This is a genomic window from Corynebacterium sp. Marseille-P3884 (assembly GCF_017942225.1).
GTDB lineage: Bacteria > Actinomycetota > Actinomycetes > Mycobacteriales > Mycobacteriaceae > Corynebacterium.
Window position 1 is genome coordinate 64956 of sequence record NZ_JAGKSD010000006.1, and the last position, 16335, is coordinate 81290.

Genomic DNA, 16335 nt, shown 5'->3' on the forward strand with positions numbered 1-16335 from the left:
AATCAGTTTCGAACATCTTCGGCGAAGAGTCGCACAACCCCATCTTAGATGCCATGCGCCTTATCCCATTCTTTGACTACAGGGAGGTCGTGTCCCATTCGGTCTCGCTTGGTCCGCAGGTACTTGATGTTGCTGTGCGAAGGCGCGATTTCCACGCGTGTCCGGCCCAGAACGACCGGACCGTAACCGCTCAACGCCTCCACCTTAGCGGGGTTATTCGACAACACCTCCATCGAGGCGAGGCCGAGGTCAGCGAGAATGTGACCGGCGACGGAATATTCGCGCGCGTCAGCTGGAAGACCTTGCTCGAGATTGGCGTCGACTGTGTCTAGGCCGTCCTCCTGCAGGCGGTACGCCCGTAGCTTCGCGGCCAGACCGATGCCGCGGCCTTCGTGGCCGCGTAGATAGACGATCACGCCTCGGCCGGCCTCCTGGATGATCCTCATCGACTCGTGCAGCTGCGGCCCGCAATCGCAGCGCCGCGAACCGAATACGTCGCCAGTCAGACACTCTGAGTGCACGCGGACGAGGACGTCTGCACCGCCGGAAACGTCGCCGTGGACGAGGGCGATGTGCTCGGAGGCGTCGATAAGCGATTTGTATGCGTACGCCGTGAAGTCCCCGTACTCGGTGGGAAGCGTCGTCGAGACAACGCGCTCGACAATGCGCTCCGTGCGACGGCGGTACGCGATGAGCTGGGCGATGGAAATCATCTTCAGGCCGTGCTCGTCGGCGAAGCGGCGAAGCTCGTCACCGCGGGCCATGTCCGTCGGGTCGTCTTCGGAGACGATCTCGCACAGCGCGCCGACCGGCTGACACCCGGCGAGCCGCGCGAGGTCCACCGATGCCTCCGTGTGCCCGTCACGGACGAGCACCCCGCCGCGGCGGGCCCGCAACGGCACGACATGGCCCGGACGGGTGAAATCCGCGGCGGTGCGGGCTGGATCGGAAAGGCGACGGATCGTCTCCGCGCGACAACGGGCGGAAATGCCGGTGGTGCCGGTAGCTGCGTCAACGGTGACGGCATAGGCAGTGCTGCGCGCATCCTCGTTCACGGCGACCATCGGTGGCAGGTCGAGGCGCGTGGCTGCCTCTTCGTCCATGGCCACGCAGATATATCCAGAGGAATAGCGCACCATGAACGCGACGAGCTCCGGGGTGGCGTGCTCAGCCGCGAAGATCAGGTCGCCCTCGTTCTCGCGGTCCTCGTCGTCCACCACAACGACCGCTTCACCGCGGCCGACCGCCGCAACAGCTTCTTCAATTGAATCGAGTCGCAGGGTGTCCGTCATGAGGACTAATGGTAGACCCCCACCATTTTCTCAACGTATTTGGCCACCACGTCGACCTCGAAGTTGACGGTCTCGCCCACGGTGAGCTCTCCGAAAGTGGTGTCCCGCAGCGTTGTCGGGATGAGGGAGACTTCGAGATAGTCCTCCCCCACCGCTGACACAGTCAAGGAGGTGCCGTTGATCGCGATGGAACCCTTCTCAACGACGTAGTGGCACAGCGCTGCCGGCAGGGAGAAACGCAGGACGTCCCAGTGCTCGGAGGGCGCGCGGGAGATGAGTTCGCCTACTCCATCGACGTGGCCTTGGACGATGTGCCCGCCCAGGCGCGCGCTGGCGGACACAGCGCGTTCGAGATTGACGCGCGAACCAGGCTCGTAGCTGCCGAGCCGAGAGCGGTCGAGCGTTTCCTTCATCACGTCCGCGGTAAACGCCCCGTTAGCTGAATCGACGACGGTCAAGCACACGCCGTCGGCGGCGATGGAGTCACCAGGTGCGGCATCGGAGGTGACGGTCGGGCCTGACACTGTCAGGCGCACAGCGTTATCTAGCTGCTCAAGGGTTTCTACGGTGCCGATTTCTTCCACGAGGCCTGTGAACATTAGTCGCTCTCCTTGTCGTGTGGTCGCGGGCGGCGCAATTCGACGACGGCGTCGTCTCCGAGGGAGAAGGCGTCGTACAGCTCGAAGCGGTGGGCGTCGGCAAGCGTGCCGGCGAGTGGCCCGCCGAGCAGACCCCGTCCGCTGCCGAGCAGCATGGGCGCGAGGTAGGCGTGGACGCGGTCAACGACGTCGAGCTCGAACACGCTGCGCATGAGCGTCGGGCCGCCCTCGACGAGGACATCGCGGGCGCCGGATTCATACAGGGCATCAAAGGCTTCCTGTGGGGTGGCGTATTGCTCGAAGCCGAGGCGTGTCAGGTTTCCGTCGGGCACTGGCCGCGTGCCGACAACGATTCTGCGCGGCTGGTGCTCAAGGAGAGATCCGTCACGGTCGCGGGCGGTGAGCGATGGGTCATCGGCGATGGCGGTGCCCGTCCCGATGACGATCGCGTCGCGCATTGCACGGTCGAAATGCGTGTACTGGCGGGTGTTGTCGGAGGTGATCCACTGGCTCGTGCCGTCAGATGCCGCGGTGAAACCGTCGAGGGTGGCGGCGAATTTCGCGGTGACGGACACGCGGTCGTACACCGTCGCGTCGAGCCACGGCTCGAGACCGTCGACCGGGTAGCTCACCTCGGTGACCTGCACTCCGCTGGCGCGGAGATGCTCTGCACCTCCCCCGGCGAGCGGGTGTGGATCGCGGTGAACGAAATAGACGTGCGCAATACCTGCATTCACGATCGCTTCGGCGCACGGGCCTGTCCTGCCGGTGTGGTTGCAGGGTTCGAGGGTGACGGCGAGCGATGCGCCGCGGACACGCTCGGGCGCGGTTGCGGCAGCGGCATCGAGGGCGACGCGTTCAGCGTGCCGGCCGCCGACGGGTTCGGTAGCGCCGGTGGTGATGATGCCTGCGTCGTCGAAAAGCGCGCAGCCAACAGGCGGATTCGGGCTCGTCGTTCCACGGACACGTTGGCCCGCATTCGTTGCGGCGATCATCGCAGCTTGAACAGCCGGAGACATGTCCGCGTGAAAGTGTGCGGTCATGCTAACGCTCGGAGGCCGCGGTAGCGAGAGTGCGAAGGGTCTCTACCGCCTCGGCCGGGTCTTCGGCGCCGAAGACCGCGGAGCCTGCGACAAAGGCATCCACACCAGCTTCGGCAGCCAGGGCGATCGTGGATTGGGCGATGCCGCCGTCGATGCCGATGATCGTCGATAAGCCAGCTTCTTCGATGCGTTCGCGCGCGGCCGCGACCTTGCTCAGCACTTCAGGCATGAATTTCTGGCCGCCGAAGCCCGGTTCAACGCTCATGATCATGACTTGCTCGAAATGCTCGAGGTCGTCGAGGTACGGCTCGATCGGGGTACCGGGCTTGATGGCGAATCCAGCCTGAACTCCCAAGTCGTGGATCTGTTTCGCCGCGGCGATATGGTCATCGGTCGCCTCAATGTGGAATACGAGACGGTCGCCGCCAGCCTTGATATAGGTCTCAAACCAGATTTCCGGCTCCTCGATCATCATGTGGATGTCCAGGAACTGGTCAGTCACGCCGTCAACGGCTTTGGTCACGTCGGGCCCGAAGGAGAGGTTGGGCACGAAGTGGCCATCCATGATGTCAACGTGGATCAGGTCAGCGGACGGCACTTTGCGCACGTCAGCACCAAGATCGGCATAGTCTGCGGCGAGGATCGACGGGGCGATGTAGATCATGACCCCAGACTATCGCTTTCGCAGGACGGCGAGGAACATCGCGTCGGTGCCGTGGCGGTGTGGCCACATCTGTGCACTCACGTGCGGGCCGAGATCGCCCATCTCCGGCAGCACGTCACGCACGTCGAGCTCGTCGGTATCGCCTGCGGCAAGCTGCTTATCGACGATCCCCCGCGTCTCCCTTTCATCCGGCGAGCACGTGGAATACACGATGACACCACCAGGCTTGGCCAACCGCACGGCGGAGGCCAGAAGCTCGGACTGCAGCTTAGTCAGCTCCGCGATGTCCTCCTCGCTCTTGCGCCACCGGGCCTCGGGGCGGCGGCGAAGCGCACCCAACCCGGAGCACGGAGCGTCGACGAGCACGCGGTCGTATCCCGGCTCGAGCCCCGGGTCGCGGCCGTCGGCGACGTGAACCGTCACCGGCATTCCTTCAGTGGATTTCCGGATCAGGTCCGCGCGGGTCGCGCTGACTTCGATCGCGTCAACGCGCGCGCCGTCGATGGCAGCCAGCGAGCCCATGAGCGCTGCCTTGCCGCCCGGCCCCGCGCACAAATCGAGCCAGCGTCCACCATCGTCGGCGACAGGCAGCTCGGCCACAGCACGGGCAATGAGCTGCGAGCCTTCATCCTGCACAGCGGCCATCTTGTCGCGGACGGGCTCGAGCGAACCTGGGTCTCCGCCCTCGTCGAGGTACACGGCGTACGGGCTGTAGCGTCCTTCTTCCCCACCGGTGACCAGCGCTAGTTCCTCTGCCGACATCTCGCCCGGGCGTGCGACGAGGTGAACGATCGGGCGCTGCGAGTCGGCCTGGAGAGCTTCCTCCAGTTCGGCAGTCCCGACGACGCGGGCGAAAGACTGCGCGATCCATTCCGGGTGCGCCGTGCGGAACGCAACGGCTGCGATCTCACCGTCCGGGGTGAGCTTGTCCATCCACTTCTCGACGCTCGTGCGGGACATCGTGCGCAGGATGCCATTGACAAAGCCCTTCGCTTTTTCCGCACCCGCGGCCGCCACGAGACGGACTGAGGTATCAACCGCAGCGTGGTCGTCGACACGCGTGAACAGCAATTGGTACGCGCCCAGGCGCAAAGCGGTGAGCACCGCCGGGTCGAGACCGTCCAGCGGCCGCGACGAGCAGTTGGCGATCACTGCGTCGAGAACACCGAGCGTGCGCAGCGTGCCGTAGGCGATCTCTGTGGCGAATGCCGCGTCGCGCCCGGTGATCTTCCGCTCCCGGAGAATCTGAGGCAGGACCAAATTGCCGAATGCATCCTCGACTTCCACCCGCAGCACCGCGTCGAAGGCCGCTTGGCGAGCCGGATCGCCGATACTTCCGACACCGGCATTCCTGCCACGGGGCTCGCCTGAATCGCGGGCTCGGCGGGGGCGACGCGCGCCGTCGTCACGCCTCGGCGAGTGTTTCTTCTCCCCGTGAATCGCCTCTTGCGCAGCCTGTTCCTTCGCGCGCTTGGTGCGGGACCGGAAACCTCCGCTCACTCGAAAGCCACCCCTTCATTGTCCTGCAGACCGCGAGCCCAGTCGGCCGCGGCCATCATCTTCTTGCCCGGGGGCTGAATCTGGCCGAGCGCCACAGCTTCGGTGCCAGTACCAACATGGACCGCAGATTTACTCACAGCGACCTGCCCCGGCTCCAGTTTCTCGGCGGCGGAATCGATGCTTACGGGCCCGACCTTGACACGGTCCCCGCCCAGCGTGGTCCACGCACCGGGCCCCGGGGTGTATGCGCGGACCGCGCGTTCGATCTCCACTGCCGGAGCGGACCAGTCGATCCGGGCGTCGTCCTTGCTGATCTTCGGCGCATACGTCGCATCCCCCTCCTGCGGAGTGAACGTCGCGTGCCCGGTAGCGAGATCGTCCATCGTGCGCACGAGCAGATCGCCGCCGGAATAAGCAAGCCGGGTCAGCAGGTCATCCGCCGTATCAGTCGGCTCGATGCGCTCCGGCTCCTGCAGCAAGATATCGCCAGTATCCAGGCCCGCATCGATGCGGAATGTCGTCGCCCCGCTGTATTCGTCGCCGTGCAGAATTCCCGCTTGCACCGGCGCGGCGCCGCGCCAACGCGGCAGCAACGAGAAATGCAGGTTCACCCACCCGTGCGTGGGAATGTCCAAGAAATCCTCCGGAATGAGGTTGCCGTACGCCACGACCGGAATCGCATCGGGCGCGAGCGCTTCAAGTTCGGCCTTGACCTCCTCATTGCCTTTGAGCTTCTCCGGGGTGAGAACCTCGATCCCGTGCTCCTGCGCCAGGGCCTTCACCGGCGACGGGTGCAACGTGCGACCGCGCCCCTTCTTAGCGTCAGGGCGCGTCAGTACCGCCACCACTTCATGCTCCGAGGCGATGAGCTTCTCCAACGCCACCACCGCCGGTTCCGGTGTTCCCGCGAAAACCACACGCATGTGTCTATTTTCCTCCTACTCGCTCGCTACTCGCCCGTGAACCAATCCATACCGCGGATCATCTGCATCGCTTCTTTCCGCACCTCCGGTTCAAGCCGCCGCAAGAAGAGCACGCCGTCCAAATGGTCAGTCTCGTGCTGGATGCAGCGTGCGAGCAGACCGTTGGCGCGCAACGTCACGGGGCGCCCGAATTCGTCCCGGCCGGTCGCCACCACCGTCTCGTGGCGGGCCACATCAGCCTGCAGATCAGGAATCGACAAACAGCCTTCCGGGCCGATCTGCACCATGTCGTCGATCGGCGTCCATTCCGGGTTGATCAATGCGCCGCGCATGCCGTCGCAGTCGTACACAAAGACCCGCTTGGTCAAACCGATCTGGTTGGCGGCCAACCCGACGCCGCCGGCATCGTCCATGGTCTCGAGCATGTCGTGGACGAGGCGCTGCAACGCGTCGTCGAAAAGCTCGACGGGGGCGGCCTGCGTGTTTAAAACCGGATCACCGAAGATCCTGATGGGACGGACGGTCATGGCAGCCCAGTCTACGTGGCGCACGAGCGCTAGCCGATGTGCATCGGGTTCACCTGGATCCGCAACGGCAGATCCTGCTTGCGGGTCGCGCGGTTCACCGCTGCCGCACGGAGCGCTTTGCCCAGCGCTGTGCGCGTGGACAGCGGGGTACGGATGAGGACACGCTGAGCCTGCCCGGCAGTACGGCGATCCCATTCACCGGGCAGGTCCACGCCGGCGGGAAGATCGACGGGACCGAGAATGTCTACTTCTGCGGGTAGATCAATGTGGTCGAGGAAATCATTCAGCGATTCCCGCGGGCTATCCACTGCTGCCATGTGCACAGCCGGCGGGAAGCGTACCTCGCGTCGCTGGGCGAGCTCCACTGCCGCATGACCGGTTGCATCCCAGCGAATCAGATGCTGGACGACGGGGAGTGCTGCATCAGCGACCACGACCACTTCCCCGCCTTTGCCATGCGGAGCGACCAGCGTGGCCGCCGCCATCCACTTCGCCATGGTCTCCTCCGCGGCGCGAAGGTCTGGCCGGCCGAGCAACGCCCATGTGTCCAACAGAATCGCGGCGCCGTACGCACCGCCGTCGGCGACTCGCGGCTCGGCACCAGGAGTGGCCACGACGATCGCCGGCTTATCCTCCACCTCTGTGTGAATGCGCTCACCCCACGACGCAATCACCTTGTGGGGTGAAAAGGCACGCCCCAGTTCTTCCGCCGTGCGCTGCGTTCCCACCACCACGGCGCGCAACCGGTGCGAACCACAATTCGCGCACACATAAGCGCTGTCCATTCGCCCGCACCACCGGCACGTCGGTGCGGCGGCTTCGTTGCCGGACGGCAGCCCGAGCGGACCGTTGCACGCGCGACACCGTGCGGGGGCGCGGCAGTTCCCACACGCCAGAGCCTGGACATACCCGGCCCGGGGCACCTGGAACAACACTGGCTTGTCAGCGTTGAGCGCGCGCCGCGCCGCTTCGAAAGCGACGGATGGAAGACGTGCAGCGCCAGCGCGGGGATCGCGCTCCAGTTCGAAATCGCTGTCGCCAGCGGCGTGAATGTGTGGTGAGCGCGTTCGCAGGCTCGTGCGCGGGGCGATGAGATCGTGCGCCCAACCGGACTCGACTAAGAGCTGCGTTTCGGCGGTGCGAGCATGACCGCCGATGATCAGCGAGCATTTCTCCACCGAGGACCGTGTTGTGAGCACCTCCCGAGCATGCGTGTACGGGGCACGGGGATCCACGAGCGAATCGTCACCGTCGAACATGACCACTGCCAGCCGCAGATTCTCCACCGGCGCGAACGCGGCGGAACGAGTACCAACGACCAGGCGCCCCTGGCCGTGCAGGATTGAAAGGAAACGGCTGTAGCGTGCCTGCGGGCCGAGCGAGGCAGTGAGAGTGGTGATCTGGCGCGGGCCCACAACTTGCCGAAGTGCCGTGTGCATTCGGTCCACATCGGTCTGGTCCGGCACGACAATGAGCACTCCGCCACCGTCGGCCGCGATCTTGGCCGCCAATGCGGACAGTGCATCTGCCCAGTCATCACCAGGCGCGATCTGCCACGCAGCACGGGCGACAGTGTCGCCGACCACCGCATCGACAAACGACTCGCCGTGGGAATAAGCGCTCCACCCCGACAGGTCCGGTTCTTCCGCGCTGCCGAGCTCCTCCCACGGCGTTGCGGTGTCCGTCGACTCTGCTTTGGTGTGGCGGGCAGGAATCGCAGAACGGATGATGTCGGAGCGGGTCCCGGCATAACGGTCAGCCAACGCGTCCACGAGTTCGCGCATCTGACGTGGATAGACCACCTCCGGCGAGACCACACGCTCAATGAAACGGAGCTTGCCGTCGTGGTCCGACTCAGCGGTGCGCGCGAGCACCAGCGCGTCGACGAGCCTGCCCGCGAAACGGATGCGCACGCGCACCCCCGGTTGCGCATCAGCCGACTGACTTTCGGTCACCAGGTAGTCGAAGCCACGGTCCAGGTGCGGCAACCCCAAAAGTGGCAGCACGTGCGCGACCGGGTTGGCCGCGGCGGGGGCACTGTTGGAGCTTGCTGACATGCACCAAAGTGTAACGGCCACAGCGACCACATCATTGTGACCTATTTGTTACCTGGACTTTTACCCTGAAAATCGCGTGTAAATGCTTGCCAAAAAAGTGCACGAGACGCATAATCAATTCGGTTTCAGTCGTTCGTCGTTGGAAAGTGCGCTTTAGCTGTGAAACGCTCCGTTATCGCTTCTTCGTTGGCTCTGATCACCACCGTCATGCTGGCTGGCCCCGCTACCGCTGGGCCGCTGTCGGCTAATCCGGGTCCATCACTGAATCCGGATCCTGCCGCGTTGAGTTCGCAGGTATCGCACAACATCTCCTCTGGTGTTGAAAACGGCATGCGCCAGGCATACGACGCTCTGCCTCCCGACATGAAGAAGGCGATCCCGGAGGGTCTCCGCCCGGTTCAGCAGACCCCGCATCCGCGCACGCAGCCGCTGCCGAAGGAACCCTCCATGTGCTTCGACACCAATGGCCGTAAGAAGCCAGCACCGGAGACCCCGCCTGCATGCACGAACACCGTGGCGCTCACCTACGATGACGGCCCGTCGCCGGAGACAACGCCGCGTCTGCTCGACATTCTGAAGAGCAAGGATGTCAAGGCGACATTCTTCGCGATCGGCACCAATTCTGACGCATTCCCGGAACTTCTCCGCCGCGAGCGCGATGAGGGGCACCTGGTAGCCAATCACTCGTACAACCACCCGCAGCTCAACGCGATCCCCGAGGATCGAGTCGGCCGCGAACTCGACGAGACCAGCCGTGCCATCGAATCGGCGTTGGGCACAAAGCCACACTGGCTGCGCCCGCCCTACGGCGCGACGAACGACCGCGTTGCCGCTATCGCCGGTGAGCGCGGCATGGCGCTGGCGCTCTGGGACGTGGACACTGCCGACTGGCAGAACCGCAATGCGGACATCACCTGCCGCAATGCCGTGGACAATGCCCAGGCAGGCTCGATCATTCTCATGCACGATATCCACCCCAGCACCGTGGATGCCGCCGCCTGCATCATTGACGGACTCCGTGCGAAGGGTCTCCGCCCAGTCACCTTGGACGAGATGATCCAGCCGGAGCCGGGTCGCACCTACACCAGGGCCGAATAGCGAATCGCTCTCCCTGCCCACCTCATTGCTTTCCTCTGACCGTGCGCTCGATCACACGGCCAGTCGCATTGAAACTACATTTTTGATCGCATAAGTTCGGGGCATGAGTGAATCGGATGCGGTATTCGTCGATAAGCAAAATGACGGAAAACCCGAGCGTCGAGGCTGGCAAAAGGTCACCCCGTATGTGATGTTCGCGGTGTACTTGCTCGGCCCTTTGGTGCTGATTCCGGCTGTCGGCGAAGAAAACGCCGGCGCCCCAACCGCGGGACTGATCTTGGGTACCGCTGCTTTGTTCGGCTTCATCGACGGCTGGACGTACCGTCCGACCTGGTCCCTGCCGTTCACGGCGGGCGTGGGCTTCATGGCCGCGAAGCTGCTGTATTTCAACGACGGAACCGTCATTTACTTCATCGGTGTGATCATCATTGCCGCGGCCTTCGATTACCTGGCGGGGCTTTTGGCGGGAACCACTGGGGATGATGACTAAGTGCTAGAGACGTGGGTACTCGACCATCCCGATTACGGGCGCATCGAGGTGCGCTCCGGCTTCGACAAAGACTTTCTCGCCGCCGACCCCGATTGGCCGGGCGAGCTTCCGGAGAAGTTCAGCGACGACCCGGACGCCGGCGAACGCGCACCCGCCGACGCGAAACCGTGGACGCGTCTCGGCGAATTCCGAAAGAATCCGCCGCTGCGCCTTCAGGTCCTCGTTGACGGCGAGGTGCAGCACCAGTACGACAGCATCGAGCAAGGCTCCAACCGGATTCCGTTGCGCGGTCCGGGCAAGAAGGACAAGCTCGAGCTCTTCGTCAATTTCGGCACCGACCGCTCCAAGCCGCACTTGCGGTTGCAGGTGAACCACTTCAAGGACATCCTGCAGATTGAATTCCGCGAGGGCTCGACGGTCGTCGAATTCGATCCGCCCGCAGGTTCGCGCGGCGAACGGCGCCGCGAGATGATGCAGTCCAGCCCCGTCCGGCGCACAGCGATTCCCATCATCGAGGGAATCGGTAAATCCGGCTGGGCGATCGCAGTGCTCGTCCTGAGCCCCATCATCGGTCGATTTTTGGACTGGCTGTCGCAATTCCTACCGGATTGGGAGCTGCCTGATTTCACGCTTCCCCATGTTGAGCTGCCCGTGCCTGATCTCCCTCAGGTCACGCTGCCGACTCCGAATATCGACCTGCCGAATCTTCCGTCGCTGCCTGCGCTTCCCGAGTGGGTGCAGCTCATGATGGAGTACACGAAAATCTGGGTTCCCATCGTCGTCGGCATTGTTGTGGGAATCATCGCACTGCGCAATTACCGAAAGTCTGAAGCAGAAAAAGAGCAGTGGCGCGAATAAAGCGCCTCCGCTGACACAGCGGAGACGCGTCCGTCCAGCACGCGTGAGCAGCCTGGACAAACCGAGGAGGATTCCGCCGAGGAGACGAACCCCTACCGGCCGAAGGATTAGAGCCCGGCAGCCGACTTCAGATCGTCGACCTTGTCCAGCGCCTCCCACGGGAAGTCCACGTCGGTCCGGCCGAAGTGGCCGTAGGCGGCGGAATCCGAGTAGATCGGGCGGAGCAGATCCAATTCACGGATGATTGCGCTCGGGCGCAGGTCGAAGACCTTCTCCACTGCCTGCTGGATCGTCTCGTTGGTCTGGCCTTCAGCTGCGGTGCCGAAGGTCTCCACGTACAGGCCCACCGGGGTCGCACGGCCGATTGCGTAAGCAACCTGGACTTCCACGCGCTTAGCGAGGCCTGCTGCGACAATATTCTTCGCCACCCAACGCATCGCGTACGCCGCGGAGCGGTCCACCTTTGACGGGTCCTTGCCTGAGAAGGCGCCACCGCCGTGGCGGGCCATGCCGCCGTACGTGTCCACGATGATCTTGCGTCCTGTCAGGCCCGCATCGCCCATCGGGCCGCCCAGCACGAAGGAACCGGACGGGTTGACCAGCAGCTTGGTGTCCGGTGTCAGGAAGTGAGCCAGCCCGGCATCCTCAAGCACCCACTCGAGGACGTGCTCGCGCAGGGCGGCCTCTAGCTCAGCGCCGGTGAAGTCTGGGTCGTGTTGGGTAGAGATGACCACGGTGTCGAGATACACGGGGGTGTCGCCGTCATAAGCGAAGGTCACCTGCGTCTTGCCGTCTGGGCGCAGGCCTCGAACAACCCCCTCTTTGCGCACCTGGGTGAGGCGGCGTGAGAGTCGGTGCGCGGTAGAGATCGGCAGCGGCATGAATTCCGGGGTCTCGTCGGTGGCGTAACCGAACATCAAGCCCTGATCGCCGGCACCGGACTGGTCCTCTTCCCCGGTTGAAGTGTTCGAGCGCACTTCGAGCGAGTCAGTGACGCCGTCAGAGATCTCAGCGGACTGGTCGCCGATGGAGATATTCACACCGCAGGTGCGGCCGTCGAAGCCGACCTCGGAGGAAATGAACCCGATTTCGACGAGCTTGTCACGCACGAGTTTGGCGATATTGGAGTACGCCTTCGTGGTCACCTCACCGACGACATGAACCTGGCCGGTGGTCACCAGCGTTTCCACGGCCACGCGCGACAACGGGTCCTGGGCGAGCATGTCGTCCAGAATGGTGTCGGAGATGGCGTCGCAGATCTTATCGGGGTGCCCTTCAGTGACGGATTCACTGGTGAAGAGGCGGTAGAAGGGGTCTGTCATCGTGTGGTCGGTCCTTTGTCTTAGACGGCTGTCTCATAGCGTGACCCGCGTCGTGCGCGGCGCGCACACAACAATAGACCAAGCTGTCTAAAGAAGACAACCTCACTGTCTGTTTAAAGAAAGCGCTTCGATTCCGTCCCAGATCCGCGCAGCTACCACGTGCTTCGGACCGTCCGGAATTTCCTCGACGTTCCCGCCCTTGCCGATCAGCCAGCCGCTGTTGCGCAATTCACCGAATACCGCACCACCGGCGACGGAGTTGACCATGAGCAGGTCTGCGCCCTTGCGCTCCAGCTTCGCCTTGCCGTATTCCAGCGGGTTGTCCGTCTCCGCGGCAAAGCCCACGATCGTCGCCACAGTCTCGCCCGCATCGCGCTTTTCGACGAGGCCTTTGAGGATGTCCGGGTTTTCCACCATGTGCAGGGTGGCCAGTGCATCGTCGGACTCGCCCTTCTTCAGTTTCGAGTCCGCTTCATGCTCCGGCCGGTAGTCGGACACAGCCGCCGCCATGATGACGATGTCCGCGTCCGCTGCTGCCTGGTCCACCGCCTCTTTCATGTCGCGTGTGGACCGCACCTTGATGATCTCCGCTCCGGGCGGTGTGTCCAGTGCATCTGTGTCGCCAGCCACGATCGTGACATCGGCCCCGCGGTGGGCGGCGATGTCGGCCAACGCGAAGCCCTGGCGTCCGGACGACCGGTTGCCGATATAGCGCACCGGGTCGATATTCTCCTGTGTGCCACCGGCGCTGATGACGACTTTCTTGCCCTGCAGCGAAAGACCGAACGAACCGGTCTCGAGGACGGTGCGCGCCATCTCGGCGATCTGCTCGGCTTCGAGCATCCTGCCCGGCCCGGTGTCCGTTCCGGTCAAACGTCCGTGTGCTGGTTCCAGCACCACGATGCCGCGGCGGCGCAGCGTTGCCACATTGTCCTGTGTTGCGGGGTTCTCCCACATCTCCGTGTGCATCGCCGGCGCCAGCACGACCGGACACGTAGCCACAAGCACAGTCGCCGTCAACAGATCGTCTGCCCGTCCCGCAGCGATCCGCGCGATGGTGTCCGCGGTCGCCGGCGCGATGACGATGAGGTCTGCTTCCTTGCCCACGCGGACGTGCTGCACTTCGTCCACGCGGGAGAACACATCGGTGTCCACCGGGTGACCTGACAATGCCTCGAACGTCGCCGCCCCAACGAAATTCAGCGCCGCCGGCGTCGGCACAACGCGGACGCTGTCTCCGTCCTCGGTGAACTCCCGGACGAGGTGGCATGCCTTATATGCGGCAATTCCGCCCGCGACTCCGACGACGACGTTGCGGGGTGTTTTCGTGTTCTCACTGGGCTCTGGGCTCATGGCCCCCGAGCTTACCCACCACCGCTAGGTCCGGGGCTGCCGGACCCAGTCCCCGATGACCCCGGGCACCACTTCAGGTGCCTCACCAAGCAGTGCTTTCAAGTTTCCTTCACGCTCGACCGCCGATGTCACTGCTTGCACCTTTCCCCGCTTGCCGCTGTTCGCGCCTGCCCCGCGATGACCAGCTCCATACATGCCCGGCCCGCCGGCAACCGCTCCACGCGCGCCCGCACCGTTGCCTGCCTGTCCTCCACCGACGAACGTATTGCCGCCCTGGCCGACAGCGCCAGTGCCCATGCCCGCACCAGTTCCAGCACCGAATCCTCCCATCGGTCCTGCAACCGCACCAGCACCAGCACCAGAACCACCGACACCACCCAGGCGACCACCGCCCCCAGCACCGGATAGGCCAGAGCCACGTGCGCCGCCAAGTGCGCCACCAAGTCCACCTGCACTACCTGACGCCCCACGGCCCGCACCGCCCAGCGGCGCCATCGCCGGACCGCCAAACCCGCCCGAACCACCAGGGCCAATCCCTGCAGCAGCACCAGCGCCAGCGCCAACGCCACCAGCAAGTCCGGTTCCCGCACCAGCTCCCAGCGAGCCCAGTTGGCCCATACCCGGCAAGCCTGCACCAGCACCACCACCTGCTCCGACACCAGCGCCACCGCCAGCGCCGCCACCAGTGAGACCTGTCAGCGCCGGCGGCATTGACGGTGCGGCCGCTGTTGCTGCCTGCGTCGGTGTCGCTCCCGCCGCGATGGACTGGAGCATATCCGGGTTCGGCCGCCCGAACTGCTCAACGACTTGGCTCGGTGTCGACGCGTAGGCCAGATCCCGGTAGCCGGCATTCGACAGCGCCTGCTGCACGATCTTCGGCAGCGGGGTGTCCTCAAACGTCGGCGTTCCCGACCCGGCCGTGCCCGACTGATTCGTTCCGTTCCCATTCGGCGCACCCAACTCTGGCAACAGCTGCGTGAACAGCGGTGTCACTGGCACGAGCTCGGTGGTGAGCTTCGGTGAAAATGCAGTCAGGAAAGTTTCCTCGAATGTCTTGGCCAGACTCGCATTCGGTATCGCACGCGCTACTGCGAGCGCCGCCGCTACTTGGAGTGCGTTCGCCTCGGTCACTGTGACCAGACTCGCGGTGAGCGTGGATAACGCACTGGCATTAGCCATGTATTCGCCACCGGCAGTCTCGATTTGCCCGAGGTTCTCGATCGCTTTCGCGATGGACTCGGTCTCCGACGACCCCTGCAGGTCGGCGATAGCACCAGGAATGTACGACAGCGCCTCCCCGATCGTTGCTGCCGTATCCGCCCAGTCCGTCGACATTCCCGACATCGACGCCACGTCAGTAGCAATCAGCTCCGTATTCAACGTATCCAAGCTGAACGGCTTTCCCGCCACCGGATTCGTCGCGGTGAAGTTGTTCACCGTAGGTTGCTCCGTACTGACATTCTCGATAACCGCTTCCAGGCTCTTCCCCATCACCGATTGCCCGACATTCCCCAGCACATCCGCGAAACTGTTGTCCGCCATCTGATAGCCCGTCAGCTGCGCGGTGAGAAGGTCAACCGCATTCGCGAAGTGTTGCGATAACCCCTTTGTTGCCTCCGGCTCGCTGTCGTTCCGAATGGTGCCGTGCATTGATCCCGATTCGTCCAGGCCCGAGACCTGGGAGAATGACTTTAGCCATGCAAATCCTGATGTAAATTTCTCGCTGGACAATACATCCGCAGCAGAGACGAGCTTGTCGACGGCACTTTGAGCGTCATTCAGTACTAATTTCATTTTCCCCCCAATTTTTGATTAAAGCTTGTAGAGCGCTTCTAGAGTCTCAATGGAACGGTTGCAAAGATCGTCATGGTCGTAAATGCCGCTGGTGCCCGCTCTACCTACAGCGACTGCTAGCTGCCCTCGATCTGTGTCTACGCCTGCATAACAGATATCGTCATCGAGGCCGATCGGACCGTAGGAATAAACACCGGGAATCAAATCTGACACTCCGGTTTCCACAATCGCACCTTGCTCAACTGACATCTTGAGGTTTGCCGGGCCTCCGAGTATCACGTAGTGGAGATAGCTGGAGTCATCTCTGGCGCTCAAGAAACAGGAGTTGATGTCCTTAGTTTCTGACCGCTTACTCTCCCCCTCCGTCTCAAACCCGATGCGGGCAAACTCCTCGGGGGAGATTTCTTCGCAGGGGTTGAAAATGTTGCCTTTGACGTCGTCGTAGACGAAGTCGCCGAGGAGAACGTCGCCGCTTTCGAAGTGGAAGGCGGGCGGGTCGTCATCGGATGGGGTGGTTGGGTTCGGTGCGGTGGAAGAGCTGACGTCGGATTCAGCGGATGGGTGCTGGGTCTCGGCGGCAGCGGAGTTGAGAGCGGGTGCGGGATTCACCGTGAGGGATCCTCCCGACGAGCAGCCGGCCAGCACCGCTACCAACACAGCCCCCCAAGCGGCAAGGAATGCGCGGGCAGACGTAGTCCCCCAACTATGCGTCGTGCGCCGTGACATTCCCATTTCCTCCGTCCCCCCAGTGCGGTGGATGTCGCCTGTGTTCGTAGTGGTGCTGGCCGACAGACACAAGGATTACATGAGTCAAG

15 protein-coding genes are annotated in these 16335 nt (G+C 63.7%); 3 read left to right on the forward strand and 12 right to left on the reverse strand.

From position 1 onward, the window contains the following. Nucleotides 1-44: 44 nt before the first annotated feature. Genes J5Y21_RS05090 through J5Y21_RS05125 form a run of 8 tightly spaced genes read right to left on the reverse strand, consistent with a single transcriptional unit; the run spans nucleotide 45 to nucleotide 8605 of the window. Nucleotides 45-1292 (reverse strand): bifunctional 3,4-dihydroxy-2-butanone-4-phosphate synthase/GTP cyclohydrolase II, encoded by a 1248-nt coding sequence (locus J5Y21_RS05090; RefSeq protein ID WP_210573398.1) that lies wholly within the window; start codon nucleotides 1290-1292, stop codon nucleotides 45-47. Nucleotides 1293-1297: 5 nt separating this feature from the next. Continuing rightward, a complete protein-coding gene (locus tag J5Y21_RS05095) occupies nucleotides 1298-1891 on the reverse strand; it encodes a riboflavin synthase (RefSeq protein ID WP_210573400.1) in 594 nt (197 codons plus the stop codon). After that, nucleotides 1891-2910 (reverse strand): bifunctional diaminohydroxyphosphoribosylaminopyrimidine deaminase/5-amino-6-(5-phosphoribosylamino)uracil reductase RibD, encoded by a 1020-nt coding sequence (gene ribD / locus J5Y21_RS05100; protein ID WP_246874961.1) that lies wholly within the window; start codon nucleotides 2908-2910, stop codon nucleotides 1891-1893. The genes J5Y21_RS05095 and ribD overlap by 1 nt, the downstream gene beginning before the upstream one ends. A 25-nt stretch (nucleotides 2911-2935) precedes the next feature. After that, entirely contained in the window at nucleotides 2936-3598 is a 663-nt protein-coding gene (gene rpe / locus J5Y21_RS05105; RefSeq protein ID WP_210573402.1) for a ribulose-phosphate 3-epimerase, read from the reverse strand. A gap of 9 nt (nucleotides 3599-3607) precedes the next feature. Further along, nucleotides 3608-5038: a transcription antitermination factor NusB gene (locus tag J5Y21_RS05110; protein WP_349236948.1), complete on the reverse strand. Its 1431-nt coding sequence runs from the start codon at nucleotides 5036-5038 to the stop codon at nucleotides 3608-3610. Nucleotides 5039-5094: 56 nt separating this feature from the next. Further along, complete coding sequence (gene fmt / locus J5Y21_RS05115; RefSeq protein WP_210573406.1) at nucleotides 5095-6021, reverse strand: methionyl-tRNA formyltransferase; 927 nt, start codon at nucleotides 6019-6021, stop codon at nucleotides 5095-5097. 26 nt (nucleotides 6022-6047) lie between these two features. Further along, nucleotides 6048-6548, reverse strand: coding sequence for a peptide deformylase (def, locus tag J5Y21_RS05120; RefSeq protein ID WP_210573408.1), 501 nt, complete (start codon nucleotides 6546-6548; stop codon nucleotides 6048-6050). Between the two features lie 29 nt (nucleotides 6549-6577). Beyond that, nucleotides 6578-8605, reverse strand: a complete 2028-nt coding sequence (locus J5Y21_RS05125; protein WP_210573410.1) for a primosomal protein N' — start codon at nucleotides 8603-8605, stop codon at nucleotides 6578-6580. A 159-nt stretch (nucleotides 8606-8764) separates the two neighbouring features. Between J5Y21_RS05125 and J5Y21_RS05130 the strand changes: the two genes are divergently transcribed. The 3 genes from J5Y21_RS05130 to J5Y21_RS05140 all read left to right on the forward strand — a co-directional run bounded on the left by J5Y21_RS05130 (nucleotide 8765) and on the right by J5Y21_RS05140 (nucleotide 11051). Then, nucleotides 8765-9703: a polysaccharide deacetylase family protein gene (locus J5Y21_RS05130; protein ID WP_210573412.1), complete on the forward strand. Its 939-nt coding sequence runs from the start codon at nucleotides 8765-8767 to the stop codon at nucleotides 9701-9703. 103 nt (nucleotides 9704-9806) lie between these two features. Continuing rightward, on the forward strand, nucleotides 9807-10193 hold the full coding sequence (locus tag J5Y21_RS05135; protein ID WP_210573414.1) for a hypothetical protein: 387 nt from the start codon (nucleotides 9807-9809) through the stop codon (nucleotides 10191-10193). Next, the gene (locus J5Y21_RS05140) at nucleotides 10194-11051 is read left to right on the forward strand and encodes a hypothetical protein (protein WP_210573416.1); all 858 of its coding nucleotides are present in this window, start codon (nucleotides 10194-10196) and stop codon (nucleotides 11049-11051) included. 107 nt (nucleotides 11052-11158) lie between these two features. Here the strand turns inward: J5Y21_RS05140 and metK are convergent, their stop codons facing one another. The 4 genes from metK to J5Y21_RS05160 all read right to left on the reverse strand — a co-directional run bounded on the left by metK (nucleotide 11159) and on the right by J5Y21_RS05160 (nucleotide 16252). Continuing rightward, nucleotides 11159-12373, reverse strand: coding sequence for a methionine adenosyltransferase (gene metK / locus J5Y21_RS05145; RefSeq protein WP_210573418.1), 1215 nt, complete (start codon nucleotides 12371-12373; stop codon nucleotides 11159-11161). 102 nt (nucleotides 12374-12475) lie between these two features. Then, nucleotides 12476-13726, reverse strand: coding sequence for a bifunctional phosphopantothenoylcysteine decarboxylase/phosphopantothenate--cysteine ligase CoaBC (gene coaBC, locus J5Y21_RS05150; protein WP_210573420.1), 1251 nt, complete (start codon nucleotides 13724-13726; stop codon nucleotides 12476-12478). Between the two features lie 24 nt (nucleotides 13727-13750). Further along, nucleotides 13751-15520 carry a hypothetical protein gene (locus J5Y21_RS05155; RefSeq protein WP_210573422.1) on the reverse strand — a complete coding sequence of 590 codons (1770 nt, stop codon included), beginning with the start codon at nucleotides 15518-15520 and terminating at the stop codon, nucleotides 13751-13753. An 18-nt stretch (nucleotides 15521-15538) separates the two neighbouring features. Beyond that, nucleotides 15539-16252, reverse strand: a complete 714-nt coding sequence (locus J5Y21_RS05160; protein ID WP_349236942.1) for a DUF3558 family protein — start codon at nucleotides 16250-16252, stop codon at nucleotides 15539-15541. Nucleotides 16253-16335 lie beyond the last annotated feature (83 nt).

What these genes read in the sequence shown, in the direction of transcription:
- J5Y21_RS05090 (WP_210573398.1), bottom strand. Translation starts at nt 1,292, where the DNA reads ATGACGGACACCCTGCGACTCGATTCAATTGAAGAAGCTGTTGCGGCG.
- J5Y21_RS05095 (WP_210573400.1), bottom strand. Translation starts at nt 1,891, where the DNA reads ATGTTCACAGGCCTCGTGGAAGAAATCGGCACCGTAGAAACCCTTGAG.
- ribD (WP_246874961.1), bottom strand. Translation starts at nt 2,910, where the DNA reads ATGTCTCCGGCTGTTCAAGCTGCGATGATCGCCGCAACGAATGCGGGC.
- rpe (WP_210573402.1), bottom strand. Translation starts at nt 3,598, where the DNA reads ATGATCTACATCGCCCCGTCGATCCTCGCCGCAGACTATGCCGATCTT.
- fmt (WP_210573406.1), bottom strand. Translation starts at nt 6,021, where the DNA reads ATGCGTGTGGTTTTCGCGGGAACACCGGAACCGGCGGTGGTGGCGTTG.
- def (WP_210573408.1), bottom strand. Translation starts at nt 6,548, where the DNA reads ATGACCGTCCGTCCCATCAGGATCTTCGGTGATCCGGTTTTAAACACG.
- J5Y21_RS05125 (WP_210573410.1), bottom strand. Translation starts at nt 8,605, where the DNA reads ATGTCAGCAAGCTCCAACAGTGCCCCCGCCGCGGCCAACCCGGTCGCG.
- J5Y21_RS05135 (WP_210573414.1), top strand. Translation starts at nt 9,807, where the DNA reads ATGAGTGAATCGGATGCGGTATTCGTCGATAAGCAAAATGACGGAAAA.
- metK (WP_210573418.1), bottom strand. Translation starts at nt 12,373, where the DNA reads ATGACAGACCCCTTCTACCGCCTCTTCACCAGTGAATCCGTCACTGAA.
- coaBC (WP_210573420.1), bottom strand. Translation starts at nt 13,726, where the DNA reads ATGAGCCCAGAGCCCAGTGAGAACACGAAAACACCCCGCAACGTCGTC.
- J5Y21_RS05155 (WP_210573422.1), bottom strand. Translation starts at nt 15,520, where the DNA reads ATGAAATTAGTACTGAATGACGCTCAAAGTGCCGTCGACAAGCTCGTC.
- J5Y21_RS05160 (WP_349236942.1), bottom strand. Translation starts at nt 16,252, where the DNA reads ATGGGAATGTCACGGCGCACGACGCATAGTTGGGGGACTACGTCTGCC.